The organism is Neoluteolibacter marinus, assembly GCF_014904755.1.
GTDB classification, from domain to species: domain Bacteria; phylum Verrucomicrobiota; class Verrucomicrobiia; order Verrucomicrobiales; family Akkermansiaceae; genus Haloferula; species Haloferula marina.
On sequence record NZ_JACZFQ010000101.1, the window covers coordinates 40595 to 57926 of the forward strand.

A 17332-nucleotide genomic window follows, 5' to 3' on the forward strand; every position below is an offset into this window, starting at 1 on the left:
CCGCCCGGATGTTCGAAGTTCGCGAGAAACCCCAGATGGTCGAGCGCGCCCTGTTGGTGCGCCTTTATTTCGATCCGCGGGAGGAAGACGAGTCGGAGGCGCTGCTGGAGGAGCTGGGCGAGCTGGTCACGACGCTGGGGATCGGGGTGGTCGAGAAGGTGCTCGCGCGCAGCCGGGAGATGCACAAGAAGTTCCTCTGCGGCACCGGCAAGGCGGCCGAGATCGTCGATCTGGCCAAGGCCCATGAATGCGACTGCATCGTCTTCGACAATGCCCTGGCGCCGTCCCAGCAGCGCGAATGGGAACGCGCCGCGGACATCTGCGTGATCGACCGCGAGGAGGTGATCCTGGATATTTTTGCCCAGCGTGCCCAGACCCGCGAGGCCCGCCTCCAGGTGGAGCTGGCGCGCATGCAGTACGCCCTGCCGCGGATGGCGCGGATGTGGGGGCACCTCGACCGCGAGGGCGGCGGTGGTTCCGGCGGCTCGGCCGCGGCCCGCGGGATGGGGGAAAAGCAAATCGAAGTGGACCGCCGGATGGCCCATGTCCGCATCGACCGCGCCCGCCGCGAGCTCGAGGACGTGCGCAAGCAACGCGCCACCCAGCGCAAGGAGCGGGAGAAATTTGACACCGCCCACGCCGCCATCGTCGGCTACACCAACGCGGGCAAGTCGACCCTGCTCAACCAGCTCAGCGGGGCCGAGGTGATGGCGAAGGACATGCTGTTCGCCACGCTGGACACCACCACCCGCAAGATCGAACTGCCGGACGGGCAGCCGCTGCTGATCACCGACACGGTGGGCTTCGTGCGCAACCTCCCCCACCGGCTGGTCGAGGCGTTCAAGGCGACCTTGGAGGAAGCGGTGCTGGCGGACTTCCTGATCCACGTGCTGGACGCCACTTCGCCGGAGATCGAGCGCTTTCACGAAACCACCCTGTCGGTCCTCGGCGAACTCGGCGCGGTGGACAAGCGGACGATCACGGTCCTCAACAAGATCGACCAGGTCACCGACCCGGACCGGCTCGCCGAGCTGCGCCACCTTTTCCCCGACGCGCTGATGATCTCGGCATTCACCGGCAAGGGCATGGAGGGCCTGCTGCAGCAATGCTCCAGCGTGCTGGCCGACCGGGTGTGCCGGCGGCGCTACCGCATCCCGCAGCGCCGCGCCGACCTGATCGGCGTGCTGCACCGCGATGCCAAGGTGCTGTCCACCGACTACGAGGACAACGACATCCTGGTGACCGCGGTGGTCCCTGCCGCCATTGCCGGCCGGCTGGAGGAGTTTTCGCTCTGACTCAGTCGGGCTCGACCCAGCCGAGCGTCTTCACCGCCGTGATCTCGAACTGCCGGTGCTGGCCGCTGCCGTCCACCGACCGCACGGAAATCATCGCCCGGAACGCCGACCCGTTGGAGGCGGATTGCAGGAGATCCGCCGCCGGGCTGTTGCGGGCGACGTAGAAATCGACGCCTTCAGGGAGCCCGAGCGCCGTCGCCCTGTGGTCGGAGAGGCTGTAGTGGCGCCACGAATGCTCGTCGGAGAACCCGCGCAGGTAGTAGCTCCCGGGTTGAATCACCACCCGCAGGTCTTCCGCCGACTCGAGCTTTCCCGAAAGCAGGTCCCCCCACACCGCCGTTCCGCGCATCGCGTAGCAGCCGAAGTCCACCTTGGCGCCGGCCGGATCGATCGAGATGCAGAGCAACCTCGACTTCCCGTTGTCCAGCTCCGCCCTGAATTCCTGGAACAACATCCCGCCCGAAGCCACCTCGATGAGAGCCTCGGTGCGGATCACCTTTTCCCGCGCCCCCGGACCGTTGCTGAAAAACTCCTCCATCGCCGCTCCCACGCGGTCGGGATGGCGCACCCATTGCAAGCGTTCCTCGTGACTGCCGGCGGAAACGAAACGCTCCGCCACTTCGCCCGGAACCGGACCGCGCCACTGGACGGGCGCGGCCGCGACCTTTTGCTGAACAGGGGCGGCCACTTTCGGTCCGCCGAAGAGCAAGGCCACCAGCAACCACACGGCACCCACGACCAGCCCGAGTCCCAGCAGCGTCCCGCCGATGATCCAGCCGCGCGGGACCAAGGGCTCCGGTTGCCGGCGGCGGCGGCGCTGCGGCAAGGGTTCGAGGGGCTTGGTCTGCCTCATCCGGTATCCGCTCGCCGTCCCCGAACTTGTGTTCCGGGGAATGAAATGGGGGCTTCGCGAGGGGGACGTCTTTCGGCCGGGAGAATCGTTGTCGAACATCGGTCGCTTGTTCCAACTTTGACTGAGACTGACTGAGCCTCAGAAATGAACAAGGTCTTTTCCCCCGCGGATGGTAACCAATTGAATGCAATTCATCCGATTTTGGGCGAAACTTCCGATTCGCCCGACCGTAGGATCCCGGAGCAATGCGGAGACTTTCCACCATCCTCGTTTCAGGAGCGGGAATCGCGATGACCGGCATCCCGGCGGAGGCAACCGGACAGCCTCCGCATCAGCCCGCGATGGAGGAAATCCTCCCCTTGCTGGAAACCTATTGCTTCGATTGCCACGGCGACGGCCTGAAGAAGGGCGGGTTGGCGATCGACCGCTTCGAGTCGGTCGCCGAGATGCAAGCCGACCGCTTCGCTTGGAAGAGCATCCGCGACCACCTCCGCCACCGCCTGATGCCGCCGCTCGACGAGGACCAGCCGAGCGATGCCGAGGTGGAGAAGATGCTGGCATGGATCGACGCGGCGGTGTTTCCGGTCGATCCCGAGCATCCCGATCCCGGCAGGGTGACCTTGCGCCGCCTGAACCGCACGGAGTATCAAAACACCCTGCGCGACCTGCTCGGCGTCAAGGTCCAGGTAATGGACCTGATTCCCCCGGATGATTCCGGCTACGGCTTCGACAACATCGGCGACGTGCTGACCCTTTCCCCGGCCCACCTCGAGCGCTACCTCGAGGCGGCCCGGATCTCGCTGGACCAGACGGTGCAGACGGGGCCGGTCCCCCGGCCGTCCCGCAAGTATGCCGGCCGCGACATCGACGGACCCGGCCAGCGCTCCGGCGACGGTCACTATCTGACCACCACCGGCGAGGCGGTGATCTCCTTCAAACCGTCCCGCCCCGGCAAGTACCGCATGACGGTCGCCGCGAGCGGCACCCTGGGCGGCGACGGCCCGCCGCGGATGGAGCTGCGGATCGATGGCAAGGAACGCCACGGCTGGAACGTCGAGGCACCGCTGGACCGCCCGGCGGAATACAGCCACGAGTTGTTCTTCGACAATGCCCGCGAGCGCACCGTCGGCATCGCCTTCACCAACGACTACTATGACAAGGACGCCGCCGACCCGGCCCGCCGCGACCGCAACCTGATGGTGAACTCAGTCATGATCTCGGGTCCCCTCGACGGCCCGCCGCCACCGAAATCCGCCAGCCACCTCGGGATTTTTCCGCCCCGGGAGAACGGCGAAAGCGATCAGGACTACGCCCTGCGCGTCATGACCGGCTTCGCCCGCAAGGCCTTCCGCCGCCCGGTCCGGGACGGCGAGATCGAACGCTACCTCAAGCTTGTCTCGCTCGCCACGGATCAGGGCGAGAACACCGAACAAGGCGTGCGGCTGGCGCTCGAGGCGATGCTCGTCTCCCCCGCCTTCCTTTACCGCGAGGAACCTCAGCCCGAGCCCGACGACGCGTCGAAGATCCACAAGATCGACGAACACTCGCTGGCCACCCGGCTGTCTTACTTTTTCTGGAGCACGATGCCGGACCGGCGCTTGATGGACCTGGCCGACCGGGGCGAGTTGCGCGCCAACCTCACCGGCGAACTGGACCGCCTGATCGCCGATCCGCGGGCGCGGCAGTTCGTCTCGAACTTCACCGGGCAATGGCTGCGGCTGCGTGATGTCGCCGCTTCCCAACCGTCCCGCCGCGCCTTCCCCGGCTTCAACCCGAAGCTGCGCGACGCGATGCGCCGGGAGACGGAAATGCTGTTCGAAGCGATCGTCCGCGACGACCTGCCGATGTCGACCCTGCTCGACGCGGACTTCACCTATCTGAACGGCGACCTGGCGGAGCACTACGGGATCCAGGGCGTCCACGGCCGGGACTTCCGCAAGGTGACCCTCACCGACAGCCACCGCCGCGGCATCCTCGGCCACGGATCGGTGCACCTCCTGACTTCCTATCCCCTTCGTACTTCACCCGTGCTGCGCGGGAAATTCGTGCTGGAGAATCTCCTCGATTCCGCACCGCCGCCACCACCGCCGAACGTGCCCCAGCTCGACCCGCCGAACCCTCACGGCGAAAAGCGCAGCATGCGTGAACAACTCGAGAAGCACCGCGAAGACCCGTCCTGCGCGTCCTGCCACGCCATGATGGACCCGATCGGTTTCGGCATGGAGAACTTCGATGCCTCCGGCGCCTGGCGGGACCAGGACCAGGGCGAACCGATCGATGCGTCCGGGGAGTTGACCGACGGCACCGTGATCCACGGGGTCGATGACCTACGGCGGGCACTCGTCGAAAACCACCTCTCGGATTTCCACCGGGCGGTGGCCAACCGCCTGCTCACCTACGCCCTCGGACGTGGCCTGGACTGGTACGACAAGCCCGCCCTCGATCGCATCGTTGCCGAAACCGAGAAGGCCGGCGGCAGCTCGCGCGCCATGCTGCGCGCCGTCGTCGATTCCGTTCCCTTCCAGTATCGCCGTGGCGATTCCTGAAAACACCTGCACCTGCCATGACTCCACGCCGCACCTTCCTCAAGAGCATCGCCGCCACGCTGGCAATGCCGTCGCTTTCCTCGCTGCAAGCCGCGCAGGCCGCCAAGGCCGCCGCTCCGACTCGGATGGCTTTCATCTACATCCCCAACGGGGTGAACCTCGACCTCTGGCGCCCCACCGGCAGTGGCCGCGACTACACGATCTCGAAGACCCTCGAGCCGCTGGCTGAACTCCGTGAGCACTTCTCCGTGCTGCGCGGGCTCGACCATGACAAGGCTTTTGCCAACGGCGACGGTGCCGGCGATCATGCCCGGGCGAACGCCAGTTTCCTCACCGGCTGCCAGGCCCGCAAGACCGCCGGTGCCGACATCCAGGCCGGCGAATCGGTCGACCAGATCGCGGCAAAGCAGATCGGACACCTGACCCGGCTGCCCTCGCTGGAGCTGTCCACCGACCCCGCCCGCAGCTCCGGCAACTGCGACTCCGGCTACTCCTGCGCCTACCAGTTCAACTTGTCGTGGATCAATGAGTCCACCCCCGCCCCGGCGGAAAAGGACCCGCGGCTGGTCTTTGAAAAGATGTTCGGCTCCGGCAACGAAAAGGAGGACTCACGCCGCCGGGCCTACCGCAAGAGCATCCTCGATTTCGTCATGGACGACGCGAAGCGGCTCCAGTCCCGCCTCGGCTCGACCGACCGCGGCAAGATGGAGGAATACTTGACCGCCGTCCGGGACGTGGAGTCGCGGATCGAACGGGCCGAGAAGTTCCGCCGCGAGGTTCCCGAGGACAAGCGGCCGAGCGGTATTCCGGAAGGCTACGGGGAGCACATGCGGATGATGTTCGACCTGATGCACCTCGCTTTCCAGACCGACACCACCCGCATCTCCTCGTTCCTGCTCGCCCATGACGGCTCGAACCGGACCTTTCCGGAGATCGATGTCCACTCGGCGCACCACGAGATGTCCCACCACCGCGGGAATCCCCAGACGCTCGAGGCGATCGGCAAGATCGACCGCTTCTATGTCGAGCAGCTGGCGTATTTCCTGAAGCGGTTGCGCGACACCCCCGAAGGCGAGGGCTCCTTGCTCGACAACTCGATGATCGTCTACGGCGGCGGCATTGCCGACGGCAACCGTCACAACCATGACGACCTGCCGGTGCTGTTGGCGGGCAAAGGCGGGGGCACGCTCACCCCGGGACGCGTGATCGAAGCCCCGAAGGGCACCCCGATGACCAACCTTTACCTGTCGCTGCTCGATCGCATGGGCGCCAAGGCGCGCCGGGTCGGCGACTCGACCGGCGTCTTCGACAAGGTCTGAACCGGTTGTCCCTTGCGCGGAGGGCGATCGCCGCTAGCATCGAGGCTGCGCAGGGAACGCCCTGTCGTCTCCCGACATGATGCCCTCCGAAAGCGCTGCCTATCCGACCTGCGACTATGACGTCGTGATTTTTGGCGGCGCCTTCTCCGGCTCGTCCCTCGGCCTGCTGCTCAAGCGCGCGCGGCCGGCGATCCGGGTGCTCATCATTGAAAAGTCCGAGGTTTTCGACCGCAAGGTGGGCGAGTCGACCTCGGAAGTCGCCGGCTGCTTCATCACCCGGGTACTCGGCTTGTCCAACTACCTGGCGGCCGAGCATTACCAGAAGCACGGCCTGCGGATGTGGTTTAGCACCCCGGACAACGACTGCCCGAACTGCTGTTCCGAGATCGGGCCCAACTCCCAGGCCCGCTACCCCACCTACCAGCTGGACCGCTCCAAGCTCGACCTTCACCTGCTCGAAATGGCCGGGAAGGAAGGTTGCGACATCCTCCGGCCCGCCACGATCAAGTCGTTCGAGCTGAACGGTGCTGGAAAGAACGTCGTCCAGGTCAAGCAGGACGGCGAGACGCGGACCATCACCGCGGGATGGATCGCCGACTGCTCCGGCAAGGCGGCCTTGATTGCCCGCAAGCGCGGCACCTGGCGGAAACTCGCCGGCCATCCGGTGCACTCGATGTGGGTCCGCTTCAGCGGCGTTCGCAGCCTCGACTCCCACGAAGCGCGGCAGATGGCCCCCTGCTTGGTCGATGGCCCGACCGTCTCGCGCGGCAGCGCCACCAATCACCTGATGGGCCGCGGCTGGTGGTCGTGGATCATTCCCCTCTCCAACGGCGACTTTTCCGCCGGCGTCACCTGGGACGAACGGCTCTTCACCCCGCCCTCGGAAGGCCCGGTGGGCGAGCGGGTCAAACAGCACCTCGTCGACCAGCCGATCGGCAAGTTGATGTTCGAGGACTCGGTTCCGGCCGAGAACGACGCGCGCATCTACAAGCACCTTCCCTACAAGTCGACCGAGGTCTGCGGCGACGGCTGGATCCTCGCCGGCGATGCGGCCGGCTTCATGGACCCGCTCTATTCGCAGGGTCTCGACTACTGTGCCCATGCGACCTACGCGGCACACAAGATCATCCTGAAGGCCCTCGGCGGTGACTGCATGAAGATGGCCCTGGCCCATCACAACGAAATCTATCCGCAGTCCTATCACCGCTGGTACTACGCCCTCTACAAGAACAAGTACCAGTATGTCGGCGATGCCGACCTGATGCACGCGGCCTTCCTGATGGACATCGCCGCCTACTTCATCGGCCCCGTCCGTGCGGTGTATGCGAACGCCGACCGAGAATATTCGACCATGCCCTACAACGGCATCGGCGGGGCGATCTTCGCCCGCTTCATGGCCTGCTACAACCGGCGCCTGGAAACGATCGCCCGCAAGCGGCTCGCCGCGGGCACCTATGGCAAGAACAACCTGAAGCACCGCTTCCTGGTGCATGTCCCCTTCGAACCGAATCTCAAGGCCGTGAGACACCTGCTCCACGGCATGCGGATTTGGTTCAAGCTCGAGTTGGAGACCCTGTTCGTTCGTCCGGTCCCGGCGCTTCCCGACCAAGAAATGGCCGAGCCCGCCATGAAACTCGGCGAAGCCCCCGCCGTCTCGGGTTCCTGACGCGACCGGTTGCATCTTTTTGCCTTCCCGCTTGCCATCAGGAGGAAACCCGGTGGAGTCAGGTCATGAGAATCCTTGCCCTGTTGCTCGCGCCGGCCGTCGCCTTCGCCGCCCCCGTCGAAACATCCGAGGTCTTCACTGTCGGCAAAGAGCAGGAGCTGCACTACCTCCAATATCTCCCCGAACAATACGATGAGGGCACCCATCCGCTCGTCATCTTCCTCCATGGTGCGGGCGAACGCGGCGACAGCTTGGAGATGGTCAAGAAGCACGGCCCTCCCAAGACCGCCATGGATGGCCATGGGTTCCCGTTCATCCTGATCGCCCCGCAGTGCCCGGCGGAGCGGTGGTGGAATCCGGACGAGATCATCGCCTTGACCCGCGAACTCACGAAAAAGCTCCGAGTCGATCCAACACGGGTCCACTTGACCGGACTCAGCATGGGTGGCTTCGGAACCTGGGCCTGTCTCGCAAAAGCACCGGAGCTCTATGCCTGCGGGGTCCCGATCTGTGGCGGCGGCGACCCGTCAAGCGCCGGAACCTTGAAGAACATCCCGATCTGGGCCTTCCACGGTGATCAGGACGATGTCGTTCCCGCCACCAAGACCCGCGAGATGGAGAAAGCTATCCTCGCCGCCGGCGGCACCCGGCTTCGCACCTCCTACTATCCCGACGCCAAGCATGACTCATGGAGCCAGGCGTATTCAACGCCGGCGCTCTTCGCGTGGATGATGCTGCAACAGCGCCCGGTCAAGACAACCAAGCGGATGAAAATCCTTCCAGCGTCTCCCTGACCCAATCGGCTCCGGCTTGCTGCAGCACATCGCGGCCGAACGCACCCGTCGCGACGGCAAGGCATCTCGCCCCGATGGCCCGGGCACAGGCGATATCCTTCGGCGTGTCGCCGATGACCAGGATCTCTTCCGGGGAAAAGGAACGCCCGGAATGCCGTGATGCGCGTTCGATGGCGACCGGGCCCAGACGATTGCGGTCCGCGAAATCGCAGCCATAGGCCCCGAAGGCAAAATGGCCGTCGAGACCGAAGTGGCGCATCTTGATCGCCGCACCCGCCGCCGTGTTCCCGGTCAGCAAGCCCACGTTCACACCGGGCACGGAAGCCAGCGACTCCAGGAGCTCGCTCACACCCGGAAGCACCCGGCCGGGAAAATTGCCGTGCCGGAGGTTCCGCTCCAAGTGCCGGTGGTAGGCCGCGAAATAGCGATCCGCCACCTCGTCGCCGTGGGGCTCGCCGAAATGGTCGAGAATGCCGGCCAGCACTCCCAGATCGGTGCTGCCGGCCAAATCGAGGGGAGGCCCGGCATGGCCGAAGCACTCTTCCGCCGCTGCCTGCAAGGCCCGCATCCCGGCACCCCCGGTGTCCACCAGGGTGCCGTCGATGTCGAACAACCAGAGTGACGGACTCACCCGGTTACTTTTCCGACTCCGGGGATTCCTCCTCGTCGTCGTGGTCGTCACCGGAATCGATCACCTCGCCATCCTCGTCTTCGTCCTCCTCCTCGTCGTCGTCGTCGAAGTCATCTTCCTCGATCAACTCGCCGTGGTAGAGGTGGAAGTGGCGCTTGCGCTGATGCTCGGGCAGCGGGGAAAGGGTCATCCCGACCGCACGACCGTTGAGCCGGGGCTCCTGGTCCACGTGCGCCATGGTCTTGAGGTCCTCGATGATCCGCTTCAGCACGTCGAAGCCGAGTTCCTTGTGGGCGTTTTCACGACCGCGGAACTGAAGGACGATCCGCACCTTGTGGCCACCGTCGAGGAAGGTCTCGGCCCGGCCCATCTTGATGTTGTAGTCGTGCTGGCCCGTGCGGACACGGAACTTCACTTCCTTCATCCGGGTCGAGCTCTTCGACTTCTGCTTCTTCAGCTTCGACTGCTCGTACTTGTACTTGCCGTAGTCGACGATGCGGCAGACCGGCGGATCCGCGTTGGCGGCGATTTCGATCAGGTCCATCCCGATCATCTTCGCCTTGTCGAGCGCTTCACGGGTGCTCATCACGCCGAGCTGGTCTCCATTGAACAGCACGACGCGCACCCTGGGCGCGCGAATCCGGTCGTTCACACGCGTCATGTCGCGTTGCTGACGACCCCTGAAGTTTCCTCTTTTTGGTCTGGCGATGGTCTTGTCCTCCGTAGGTTCAGTGCGACACAGGCGGGCACGGCAAAACCGCACCTTCGCCTGCGAAGGGGTAAGTGGAACGAGCGTCCGGATCAGGGATCATACGGAGCCGCAACAACGAGGCCGGTCACGATGACCGGGTTCGGGATTCCTCTTATATCGTTCCAAGAAATGCATTGGTTGGCGTGATGCCATCGGTCGCTTGATGCGCGTCAGCGGGACGTGATCCCATCCCCTTCGCGGGCGACTGGAGCGATTCTATAGGGGCATCCGGACCGAGCGGCAAGCGAGATTTTACGCGCCTGCCGCCCGTGACCGATTCGTTACAAACGGCGTTCGCGGATCTCGGCGGTGATTTCCTCGATGAACTGGTCCAGCGGCTTGGCTCCCAGATCCTCCTTTTCGCGGTGACGGATGGTGACCGTCCCCTCCTCCACTTCCTTGGCACCGAGCACCAGCATGTAGGGCACCCGATCGAGGCGGGCCAGGCGGATCTTCGCCCCCACCTTGTCGGAACTACGGTCGAGCGAAACCCTCACGCCGGCTTCCGCCAGGCGGACCGTCGCTTCTTCGGCGGCCTCGAGGAACTTGTCGGAAATCGGCAGCACCCTGACCTGTTCCGGCGCGAGCCAGGTCGGGAATTTGCCCTCGAAGTGCTCGATCAGAAGGCCGGTGAATCGCTCCAGCGACCCGAACGGCGCACGGTGGATCATCACCGGACGATGGGCCGTGTTGTCGGAACCGACGTAGCTCAGGTCGAAGCGTTCCGGCAGGACGTAGTCGACCTGGACCGTGCCAAGCTGCCAGTCGCGGCCGATCACATCCTTCACCACGAAGTCGATCTTCGGACCATAGAAGGCCGCCTCACCGGCTTCCTCCGAGAAGGGGACGTCCAGGGTAGCGGCCGCCGCGCGGCAAGCGTTCTCGGCGAGATCCCACTTTTCCGGATCCCCGGTGAACTTGCTGTCGTCCGGATCCCGCAGGCCGACCCGGACCCGGTAGTCCGACATGCCGAGCGTGGTCAACACCGTCTTGACGAGGCTCAGGCAGCCGACGAGTTCAGCGGCGACTTGGTCCGGGGTGCAGAAAAGGTGGGCGTCGTCCTGGGTGAAACCCCGCACCCGCGTCATGCCTCCGAGTTCGCCGGATTGCTCCCAGCGATAGACCGTGCCGAACTCGGCGAGCCGCACCGGCAGATCGCGGTACGAGCGGTGCTCGCTGGCGAAAATCTTGATGTGGTGAGGGCAGTTCATTGGCTTGAGCATGTAGCCCTCGTAGGTGCCCTCGTTCAGGCCGTTGATCAGCGTGGCGCACGAGGCATCCTCGTCGGCCAGCTTCTCCAGGGTGTCCCGCTCGGCGATCGGCGGGTACTGGCTTTCCTGATAGTACGGGAAATGGCCGCTCGTCCGGTAGAGGTCGAGCTTGCCGATGTGCGGGGTGAAGACCTGCGAGTAGCCCTGCTTGTCGAGCTCCTGGGTAATGAAGTCCTGCAGCGCGCGGCGAACCAGTGCGCCCTTCGGCTTCCACAAGATCAGGCCCTGGCCGACCGATTCGTCGATGTGGAACAACTGCAGCTCCCGGCCGAGGCGGCGGTGGTCGCGCTTCTTGGCTTCTTCCAACCGGACCAGATGCTGGTCGAGTTCGTCCTTGGTCGGGAAGGCCGTGCCATAGAGCCGCTGCAACTGGCCCTTCGACTCGTCACCCATGTAAAACGAGGAGGAAACGCTCATGAGTTTCGCGTGCTTTGTTTTCGCGGTGGAGCCGACGTGCGGGCCGGCGCAGAGGTCGATGAAGTCGCCGTTCTGGAAGCAGGAAATCTCCTCGCCCTCGGGGATCTTGTCGATCAGGTCGAGCTTGAAGCGGCTGGCGTTGCCCGGGCGCTCCGAGAGTCCGCCGAGGCGTCCGCTCTCCGCGAGGGCCTTGGCCTCGTCGCGGGAGATGACCTTCCGCTCGAAGCGCTGGTTCTCCTTCGCGACCTTGCGCATCTCCGCCTCGATTTTTTCGAAATCGTCCGGCGTGATCCGGTGCTTCATGTCGAAGTCGTAGTAGAAGCCATTCTCGATCGGCGGCCCGTAAGCGAACTGGGCGTCGGGCCAGATCCGCAGGATGGCGGTCGCCATCACGTGTGCGGTGGAGTGCCGCAGGCGCTCCAAGTCGGTCATCTGGTTGCGTTCGTCGAGGGTCTTCCGGTCGGACATGAGGCGGCGAGATTGCAGGCCGCGGCGGGTTTTTCAATGGCGAATCGGCATCCCGACTTTCCCGATTCGAAAAACCCCACCTCCGGTCGTTCCATCGGCTTGCCACGGCAGGACCCAGCGGGAAGCATGGCGACATGATGCGGAAACTCGCGATCGTCCTTTCCCTCCCATGCCTTCTTGCCACGTCACCCGTCGGCGCCGCGGAACGGGAGAGAACCCTGCAACAAGAGATCGACCGCTTTCCAAAGGTCGAGATGGGCAAGGCAGCGGACGGGTTCGCGAAGTTCCATCTGATTGATCCCCCGGCGGCTCCATTGAAGATCGGCGATCGCTACTATCATGGCTTCCGCTTCACCACGCCCGCTTGGCTGGATGGAAAAATGGCGTGGTTCATGTTGCAGCCCGAGCCCCCGGGAGCCGGCATCGGTGCCATCCAGTGGTTCATCACCCCGGTGGAAGGCGAGGCAAGGTTCTCGCTGAGTTTCGCGGAGTATTCCACCCGGCCCTTCCCCCTGCTCACGGAGCGGTTCCCGAAATCCAACAAGTTCCTGATCCAACACTTCCCGCTGGATTCGCTCGATCCGGGCCGCGAATACCTGATCTGGTACAATTTCACCACTCCCCGCATCCCGGTGATCGCCGCCACCCTGACGGTTCAATCGGAGCGAGGCATGGCGGAGCTCGGCGGCCTGCCGACCGGTGATCCCGATCCGACGATGAAGCGGATCAAACCCGTCCCGGGAGTCCCGGTCCCGGACCGCAACAAGATCGTCGCCGACATGGCCGCCACGTTCCGCGGTTCCGGCAGCGAGGCCGCCTTGCGCCAGCTCGACGAGGAAACCACCGCTTATGTGAATGCGGGAGGCAGCTACCGCGAGCTCTTCATCGCGATCTGGCGGGAAGCCCAGCTGCACAGCGGCCGCGAACATCCCGACTGGGCGGGGGAGATCTGGGACTGGATGTTTTCCCGCTCCCTCGCGATGGGCGAAACCGTCAGGGCCCGGGAGGTCATCACCAACGCCATGAACGGCATGAGCACCGCCCACCGCTTCGGCCGCAGGAAAGAGCTGCTCGAATGGCTGGAACAGGCGATCTGGCGCTCCGGCTACTCGCTGGATCCCACCAGCTACCCCGATCTCGGACCGGGCTTGGTCGCATTGCCGGAGATCCGCCGCAGGAACATCCCGATGCTTCCACCCTTCGGGACGCCCAGAATCAAGGCGAACGGGGAATTCGAGATGATCAAGGAATTCACCCGCTTTGATGCCGGCTCGTTCCTTGCCATGGCCGACGATCGCCAAGCCGGCGGGCGTTGGCGGGAGGCACTCGAGTGGCGCCTGTGGGTGCAAGATTGGGCCACGCAATCGCAGGAGAAGCATCCGGACGACGAGACGACCAACATCTGGTTCAAGTCGGCCCTCGGCAATGCCATCAATCTGGTTTCCATCGGACTGCCGGAGGTCGCCCGCGGGGAATTCCTGCGGATCGCGGAACAGGAATGGCCGGATGCCTATCAGGACCGCTCCAAGACCAACGCCCGCATCGGCGTCATCCGCTGCGCCCTCGATCTCGGCGAATTCGAGCCCGCCTTCGTGACCGATTCACGCGATCTGTGGCAACGTGCCAAGGACACCAGAACGATGACCCGCGGATCCTGGCATGCCGCCGCGCTGGTCCACGCCCGCGCCGTGATCGCCAGCGGAGACCACGAGGCGGGCCTCCGCTTGCTCGACGAACAGATCGCTGACGGGAGCGAGGACGCGCGGTTCGAGCGCTGCCGCCTGCAGCTCTCCGACGGGAAGCTGGAAGGCATCGAAGAGGAGCTGCTCTTGCTTCTGGATTCCTACCGAACCACCGGCCGCAAGCTCCGGGAAGGTGAACTCTACTCGCTCTATGCCGCCTTTCTCGAGATCTCCGGACGCCATGCGGAAGCGCTGGCGATGCGGCGGGAGGCGATCCGGCTGATGCGCGGCTTCGACCTGTTTGCTTTGCTGCCGCCGGAACTGGCGCGGCTCGCCGTGCTACTGGCGAAATGCGGGGATTCCCCCGGCTCCGACGCCGCCGCCGCCGAGGCGACACGGCTCGCGGGTGACAAGAAACTTCTGCCCGCCAGAATCCGCGGCGAGGTGGAGCGACTGCTTGCGGGGATCAAGAAGAACGCCCCCGCGCCCGAAGCAGGAGAAACCGCGGTGGCTGCGGATCTGCAACCCTTGCGCGCTTTGATCCTGCCGATCGAAGGAAGACCGCTGCGGGGCCGGCTGACCCTTTCCAATCCGGCGGCACACGCCGTTGAGGGCACCCTCGCGTTCAACGGGATCCCGGCGGATGCCGTCCGCGACCCTGAAACCGGCAACACCCGGGTGACCCTCGGATCGAACGGCATGGACCGCCTTCCGAAATTCCGGGTGGATCCGGGCAGCTTCACATTGATCGACCTTGCCGCCGCTCCCGGGGATATCGGCGAGGGCACCCTCACCGTGATCTGGAGCGCGCCGGGCCAGCAGGATCAGCAATCGGTCTGGACCGTGGACGCCGCCGAAAACGGAGTCGCCGCTGCCGTCATCGATGTCGGGGAGTTCAAGCGCAACGCGTTCTACAGCGTCCCGATCCACCATCACTATCTCCATCCGGCGACCGATGCCCCCCAACTGGACCTCCGGATCGAAACTTCCGCCCCCGCCCGGGTGGAACTCTATGACGCCTCCGACCGGCTGGTGATGGTGGATTCCCAAGGCAACGGATCCCTGCGGGACAAAGGCGACCTGCTGTTCATCGATGCCAACAGCGACGGCGATGGCGACGTCGCGTCCACGGCAGGCGAGGCGATCTTCCGGCTGCAGGTCTATCCCGCCGGCGAGATCCCGGAGGACGGCATGAAAGTCCGCCTGATGGCGAAAATCGGCGGCACGTGGCTACCGGCGGCCGAGGACCGCATCCAACCTTGAGCCGTGTCCCGAACTCGGGCGAAGTGCCTCGTTTTCATTGGTGATCCCCTTGCCCCAATTCTCCAAGCGGTCCGGAAGAATACCTGGAGTTCGCGGGACAACCTCGCCGAATTCATCCCCGGTCATCCCTGGCCTTGACGGGTCTCACGGATCTGCCGCTTGGTTCCGTCCGTGCCCGAATCCTCCGAATGGATCGTCCTCGCCGCCGGCTTCCTGGCGGCGGTGATGAATTCGATCGCCGGTGGCGGGACCATGCTCACCTTCCCCGCCCTCTTGGCGGCGGGGCTTTCCGGTGTGATGGCGAACACCACCTCGACCGTGGCGCTGTTCCTCGGCATGCCCGGGAGCCTGTGGGCCTTCCGCAGGCGTCTCGCGGAAGTGAAGCCGTGGATCCTGCCGATGGGCATCGTCAGCCTCCTCGGCGGCCTGGGCGGCGGCATGCTGCTGCTCGCGCTGCCGTCGGAATTCTTCGACAAGGTTGTCCCGTGGCTGCTGCTCTTCGCCACCGCCCTGTTCATGCTCAACGGCCCGATCCAGCGCTGGCTGCGGCGGAAGCGGGAGAAGGAGCCCGACACCGAACCCGATCGCCCGAAGGCCTGGGGACTCCTGTTCCAAAGCGGCGTCGCCCTCTACGGCGGCTATTTCGGGGCCGGAATCGGCATCATGATGTTGGCCGGACTGGGCCTGCTGGGACTCCGCGACGTCAACCGCATGAATGCCATCAAGGCCTTGCTCGGCATGCTCTGCAACATCGCCTCGGTGATCTACTTCATTGCCTGCGGGGCGGTCGACTGGCGGCTCGCCGGCTGGCTGGTGGCGGGTTCCATCCCTGGCTATTTCCTCGGCAGCCACTTCGCCCAGAAGATCCCCGCCATTGCGGTCCGGGCCATTGTCTCGGCCATCGGACTCGGCATCGCGGCGAGCTTGTTCTGGAAGCAAATGGCCTGAGATCCGCTGCCATTACGTCATCGCGGGGCTTGCCCCGGCACGCCCGGGCTGCTAGACCGCTCGCGCTCACCCCCCCTAAATCATGAAAATCAGCATCATCGGGACCGGATATGTCGGTCTAACCTCCGGCACTTGCTTTGCCGAAGTCGGCCATCAGGTCACCTGCGTGGACAACAATCCGGAGAAGGTGAAAACCCTCCTGGACGGCCAGGTGCCGATCTATGAGCCCGGATTGGCCGAACTGGTGAAGTCCAACGTGGCCGCCGGCCGATTGAAATTCACAACTTCCACCGAGGAAGGCGTCCGCGACGGTGATGTCATTTTCATCGCGGTTCCCACCCCGCCCCAGCCCGACGGCTCGGTGGACCTCTCGTTCATCGAGAAGGTCGCCCGCGAGATCGCCCAGTGCCTGACCCCTGAGACCGGCTACCGGGTGATCGTCGACAAGTCCACGGTCCCGGTGAAGACCGGCGACAAGGTGGAACAAACCGTCCGCCGCTACGCCCCGGAAGGGGTCGAGTTCGGCGTGGTGTCGAATCCCGAGTTCCTCCGTGAAGGTTGCGCCGTCGACGACTTGCTGAACCCGGACCGCATCGTCATCGGCTCCAACGACGACCGCGCCCTGGCGATGATGCAGAAGATCTACGAACCCTTCGTGGCTCCCGTCTTGGTCACCGACATCAATTCGGCCGAGCTGATCAAGCACGCCGCAAACTCCTTCCTCGCCCTCAAGATTTCCTACATCAATGCCGTCGCGAACATCTGCGAGGCATCCGGTGCCGACGTCGAGAAGGTCGCGGAAGGCATCGGCATGGACAAGCGCATCGGCCGCGCCTTCCTCAACGCCGGGCTCGGCTACGGCGGATCCTGCTTCCCGAAGGACATCAAGGCCTTCATCCATATTTCCGAAGCCCTCGGCCAGCCCTTCGGCCTCCTGAAGGAAGTCGAGTCCATCAACGCGAACCAGCTGGAACGATTCCTCAACAAGGTCCGGGAAAAGCTCTGGGTCTTCCGCGAGAAGAAGATCGCGCTGTGGGGCCTCGCGTTCAAACAAAACACCGACGACGTCCGCGAGTCGGTCGCGATCAAGCTCTGCCAGAAGATGCTCCAGGAGGGTGCCGTCGTGGCCGCGACCGATCCGCAAGGTATCGAGACCGCCAAGAAATTCGGAGACCTCGAAGGCGACATCAGCTATCACGCCGACCTCTACGAGACCCTCGACGGCGCCGACGCACTGGTCATCGGCACGGAATGGCCGGAGTTCGCCCAGGCCGACCTCAGCGAGATCAAGAAGCGCCTCCGCACCCCCTTGGTCTTCGACGGCCGCAACATTCTCGATCCAAAAGACGCCGAAGCCGCCGGCCTCGAGTATTACTCGATCGGCCGCTGAGCCGGCCAACGAAAGACTTGAACCCACCGGGGCACGGG

12 protein-coding genes are annotated in these 17332 nt (G+C 64.7%); 8 read left to right on the forward strand and 4 right to left on the reverse strand.

Features of this window, described 5'->3' with window-relative positions:
* The first annotated feature begins 8 nt into the window (after nucleotides 1-8).
* Nucleotides 9-1295 (forward strand): GTPase HflX, encoded by a 1287-nt coding sequence (gene hflX / locus IG178_RS19955; RefSeq protein WP_193214349.1) that lies wholly within the window; start codon nucleotides 9-11, stop codon nucleotides 1293-1295.
* Nucleotide 1296: 1 nt separating this feature from the next.
* Here the strand turns inward: hflX and IG178_RS19960 are convergent, their stop codons facing one another.
* The gene (locus IG178_RS19960; RefSeq protein ID WP_193214350.1) at nucleotides 1297-2148 is read right to left on the reverse strand and encodes a hypothetical protein; all 852 of its coding nucleotides are present in this window, start codon (nucleotides 2146-2148) and stop codon (nucleotides 1297-1299) included.
* A 245-nt stretch (nucleotides 2149-2393) separates the two neighbouring features.
* Here IG178_RS19960 and IG178_RS19965 point away from each other — a divergent pair, with 245 nt between their 5' ends.
* From IG178_RS19965 to IG178_RS19980, 4 genes are all read left to right on the forward strand, one after another.
* The gene (locus tag IG178_RS19965; protein WP_193214351.1) at nucleotides 2394-4694 is read left to right on the forward strand and encodes a DUF1592 domain-containing protein; all 2301 of its coding nucleotides are present in this window, start codon (nucleotides 2394-2396) and stop codon (nucleotides 4692-4694) included.
* 17 nt (nucleotides 4695-4711) lie between these two features.
* Entirely contained in the window at nucleotides 4712-6013 is a 1302-nt protein-coding gene (locus IG178_RS19970; RefSeq protein WP_193214352.1) for a DUF1552 domain-containing protein, read from the forward strand.
* Nucleotides 6014-6092: 79 nt separating this feature from the next.
* A complete protein-coding gene (locus tag IG178_RS19975; RefSeq protein WP_193214353.1) occupies nucleotides 6093-7679 on the forward strand; it encodes an NAD(P)/FAD-dependent oxidoreductase in 1587 nt (528 codons plus the stop codon).
* A gap of 65 nt (nucleotides 7680-7744) precedes the next feature.
* On the forward strand, nucleotides 7745-8473 hold the full coding sequence (locus tag IG178_RS19980; RefSeq protein ID WP_193214354.1) for a carboxylesterase family protein: 729 nt from the start codon (nucleotides 7745-7747) through the stop codon (nucleotides 8471-8473).
* Here the strand turns inward: IG178_RS19980 and IG178_RS19985 are convergent.
* The 3 genes from IG178_RS19985 to thrS form a co-directional block, all read right to left on the reverse strand.
* Nucleotides 8430-9104, reverse strand: a complete 675-nt coding sequence (locus tag IG178_RS19985) for an HAD hydrolase-like protein (RefSeq protein ID WP_193214355.1) — start codon at nucleotides 9102-9104, stop codon at nucleotides 8430-8432. The genes IG178_RS19980 and IG178_RS19985 overlap by 44 nt on opposite strands.
* Before the next feature lie 4 nt (nucleotides 9105-9108).
* Nucleotides 9109-9765, reverse strand: coding sequence for a translation initiation factor IF-3 (gene infC / locus IG178_RS19990; RefSeq protein ID WP_193214356.1), 657 nt, complete (start codon nucleotides 9763-9765; stop codon nucleotides 9109-9111).
* Nucleotides 9766-10136: 371 nt separating this feature from the next.
* Nucleotides 10137-12011: a threonine--tRNA ligase gene (gene thrS, locus IG178_RS19995; protein WP_193214357.1), complete on the reverse strand. Its 1875-nt coding sequence runs from the start codon at nucleotides 12009-12011 to the stop codon at nucleotides 10137-10139.
* 134 nt (nucleotides 12012-12145) lie between these two features.
* Here thrS and IG178_RS20000 point away from each other — a divergent pair, with 134 nt between their 5' ends.
* The 3 genes from IG178_RS20000 to IG178_RS20010 all read left to right on the forward strand — a co-directional run bounded on the left by IG178_RS20000 (nucleotide 12146) and on the right by IG178_RS20010 (nucleotide 17294).
* Entirely contained in the window at nucleotides 12146-14956 is a 2811-nt protein-coding gene (locus IG178_RS20000) for a hypothetical protein (protein ID WP_193214358.1), read from the forward strand.
* Between the two features lie 171 nt (nucleotides 14957-15127).
* A complete protein-coding gene (locus tag IG178_RS20005) occupies nucleotides 15128-15904 on the forward strand; it encodes a TSUP family transporter (RefSeq protein WP_193214359.1) in 777 nt (258 codons plus the stop codon).
* Between the two features lie 82 nt (nucleotides 15905-15986).
* A complete protein-coding gene (locus IG178_RS20010) occupies nucleotides 15987-17294 on the forward strand; it encodes a UDP-glucose dehydrogenase family protein (RefSeq protein ID WP_193214360.1) in 1308 nt (435 codons plus the stop codon).
* Nucleotides 17295-17332 lie beyond the last annotated feature (38 nt).